This window comes from Marinobacter sp. B-12, from assembly GCF_056857915.1.
This window is the reverse complement of record NZ_JBSXOB010000005.1, coordinates 1-2,714: the sequence shown is the minus strand read 5'-3', so window position 1 is coordinate 2,714 and position 2,714 is coordinate 1. Positions and strand designations below refer to the sequence as shown.

Below are 2,714 nucleotides of genomic sequence, written 5' to 3'. Positions count from 1 at the left end.
GCTCTGGTTGTGAAAGAGCGTGCAGGGTAGACTTTGACATGGCGTATCATCCCTCTGTTGGTTGTGATCTTGGTCGAGATCAACCAACAGGATACGCCACCCTTTCAACCTGCCTCCATACACCAGAAATCACCATAACTCTGTGATGTGTTGTATATCGCCAAGCAATTTTTTCTGCAGCGGGATAACAGAGAGAATCCCAATCAAGCCAAAGAGGCGACGTTGTCTAATCTAATTTTCTTAGAAGGTGGAATATCACATGAACGCAATCAACAAGTTCTTTCTCGTTTTTTCTGTACTCGTTTTCTCTGCATTCGCGCAGGCCGAAGGTGTTAGCCAAGGAGATATTGAGCGCGGCAATAATCCTGCAATTGAAACTGTCGAACTGGGTACCGGCAACTAAGCTGCCCCAAACGATAATGGGTGGCCCTGGTGGCCGCCCACGCATTTTTTATATTTAGCCTTGGTTGCCCATCGACTCAATAAAGGCGTCCACCTCCGACTGCGTGTAACGAGGTGTAATGTGTTGTGGACAGTTCCAGTCAAAGGCCTCTATCCGAATGATCATGCCCCTCTCTACCTGGGCTTTATAGCTGTCGTCCTGTAATTGGTCGAGAATTGACGATGACTCAGGTCCAACCAGTGCCATCCTGCCAAGCAGTTTGAGTCTCCGCCGATTTGGGTAGTCCATCAGGAACAATGCAACGCGATCATTGGTAAGCACATTGCCAGTCGTGACGTACTGGCGGTTACCTGAGTAGTCCGCAAAACCAATGGTCGACTGGTCGATGACCTTCAAAAATCCGGCTGGCCCACCCCGATGCTGGATGTAGGGCCAACCGGTTTCACTGACACTGGCAATGTAAAAGCTGTCCCGAGCCTCGATGAACACCCGCTCACGATCTCTGAGGAGGTTGTTGCGGTCTGGCCCGGACTCAATGGATGAGTAACCGGTTCGACTGCCCATTTCCTCCTGGACCTGCTTAACCGTACTGGTAAAAGCGATTTCCGCATACTTGTGGGCCATGTTGGGCTCCTGAGGTTTTCATGAATCTGTTTCCCCATTTACTACCAGTAACTCTTCAGGCTCAAGTGTTACGTCTTGTCGTCACTATTTAATACTGAATCAAGGCCGCCTTTAGAGATTTTTAATCTCCTCAGTCTGGGAACCTCTTAGGTTTCCATTCCTACCAGCAATCAAAGAACCAACCACAATCAGAATGCTGGCTCCGACAACTGCAACAGTCGGCTCGCCAAACCCGGCCGCGATTAGCAATACCACCGAGATCAGCGGCGCACTGTAGGCCAAGGTTCCGAGCAGTTGGATGTTCCCGTGTTTTACACCGTAATCCCAGGTAAAGAACGCGATGCCCACTGGGCCAAGCCCCAGGCCTATCACACCTACCCACTGGCTCCCGTTACTTGGCCAGACTGTGGACTCCCACATCAGGTGGCAGACCCACGCCAACACAGCAGTCACCCCGCAGAACCAGCCAACGGCATCCGTGGGCACGGATTTGACCAGCCGACTCAGCACCGAATAGGAGGACCACATGAGCGCACAGGCAAATGCGACCAGATATCCATCCAGGTTCTCCGCGTTGAAACCGCTGATGTTTCGGCCGATCAGCAACCAACACCCGACCAAGGCCATAACCGCGCCTGCAATGTGCTGTGCACGCAGGGATTCGCCGGGTAACAGTACAGAGAACAGCACTATGAACAGAGGCCAAAGATAGGCCAAAAGGCTCACTTCTACAGCCGGTGCCAGCGTCATCGCTTTAAAATAGGCAAAGTGATAGCCGAATAGGCCAACCACGCCAATGCACCAGGCAAACGCCGACTGGCGTGCGTACCGGATTCCGGTGTGCCCTGCTCGAAACCAGCGCGCAAACATCAGGAGAAACGCGATGGTAAACGTCATCGCCATGAGCTGGAATTCCGGAATGTGGCCGCCAGTCAGTTTGGTCAGTATGGCGAGCGTGCCCCACAGAAGTACTGATATTGAGCCAATCCAGGTGGCTGTTGCGGTTCTCATTATTGCCTCTCCCAATCACGAATGAGTGAACTCAAGGAGAAGAAGCATAAGGCGCAGTACCCGGTGTAGACTTTCGGAATTCGGAAGGGTTATTTCGAAAACCTGCGGAAATAACTGGGCGAGTACCCAAAGTGCTGAGAAAAGCGATCACTAAAGGCTGACAACGAACTGTAGCCGACGGCATCGGCAATACTCTGAATCGACAGCTCACCCTGTTCGAGCAGTTGCCAGGATGACTGCATGCGGAGTTCCGTGAGGTAATGGTGAGGAGTGAGACCGACCTGCTCCCGGAACAGCTCGTTTAGCTGCCGCGGGCTCAGGTGTGAAATAGAGGCCAACTGGCTGACCGTGATTTTACGGCCGTAGTTTTCATCGATAAACCGCTTGGCGGTTTCTACCCGTCGGTCCAGTCTCAGTTTGTCGCCAAAACGTTCCTGCAGTAACTGAATCAGCAACAACAGCATCTGGTGCTGAGTTTGAGTGGAATCCCCACCCTGTTTCAACTGGGAATGCAAAAACGTAACGTACTGCTCGAGGCTAGTGTTCCGTGCGGTTAATTCGCTGACTGATATCGGTTACAATGTAAGCCTATCGATCAACAAGAATAGGTTTCCACTGTGCCCAAACCTGCAGCGCCCTTTAACCTGACGGTACACGATCAACTGGAGCTCGAAGG

At 52.0% G+C, this 2,714-nt stretch carries 4 protein-coding genes; 1 reads left to right on the top strand and 3 read right to left on the bottom strand.

The window, feature by feature from the left end; translation table 11 throughout:
- Positions 1-259: 259 nt before the first annotated feature.
- Complete coding sequence (locus AC13D2_RS00085; RefSeq protein WP_292048071.1) at positions 260-403, top strand: hypothetical protein; 144 nt, start codon at positions 260-262, stop codon at positions 401-403.
- Between the two features lie 54 nt (positions 404-457).
- Here the strand turns inward: AC13D2_RS00085 and AC13D2_RS00080 are convergent, their stop codons facing one another.
- The 3 genes from AC13D2_RS00080 to AC13D2_RS00070 form a co-directional block, all read right to left on the bottom strand.
- On the bottom strand, positions 458-1,027 hold the full coding sequence (locus AC13D2_RS00080) for a pyridoxamine 5'-phosphate oxidase family protein (RefSeq protein ID WP_300500610.1): 570 nt from the start codon (positions 1,025-1,027) through the stop codon (positions 458-460).
- A 111-nt stretch (positions 1,028-1,138) separates the two neighbouring features.
- A complete protein-coding gene (gene yddG, locus AC13D2_RS00075; protein ID WP_300497893.1) occupies positions 1,139-2,038 on the bottom strand; it encodes an aromatic amino acid exporter YddG in 900 nt (299 codons plus the stop codon).
- Positions 2,039-2,127: 89 nt separating this feature from the next.
- On the bottom strand, positions 2,128-2,553 hold the full coding sequence (locus tag AC13D2_RS00070) for a helix-turn-helix domain-containing protein (RefSeq protein WP_482938014.1): 426 nt from the start codon (positions 2,551-2,553) through the stop codon (positions 2,128-2,130).
- Between the last annotated feature and the right edge of the window lie 161 nt (positions 2,554-2,714).